Origin of the sequence: Phaeobacter sp. B1627 (genome assembly GCF_006265095.1) — a bacterium.
Classification (GTDB): Bacteria; Pseudomonadota; Alphaproteobacteria; order Rhodobacterales; family Rhodobacteraceae; genus Epibacterium.
Window position 1 is genome coordinate 1 of sequence record NZ_VCNK01000118.1, and the last position, 212, is coordinate 212.

Annotated in this window: 1 pseudogene; it reads right to left on the reverse strand. The window is 62.3% G+C overall.

Annotated features, from left to right (window positions below):
- Positions 1–212, reverse strand: a pseudogene (locus tag FGE21_RS19925) (ATPase); the annotation flags it as partial.

The window sequence follows — 212 nt, forward strand, 5'->3', positions numbered from 1 at the left end:
GTCACTTTTGCAGGCACCCCCTTGGGCCGGTAGGGCAGGTATTCCTTGGTCGAGATCCCCTCGCTGGCGAAATGTTGCCGCAGCACCAGCACCTCTTCGAGGGTGAACCACTTGGAGCCGCCTTCTCCTTCGCCCTGGGGCAGTTCAGGATGCGCCTTCAGCACCCGGCGCAAATGCTGTGCCGCGACGGGGATCAGATAGCGGGTGATTTC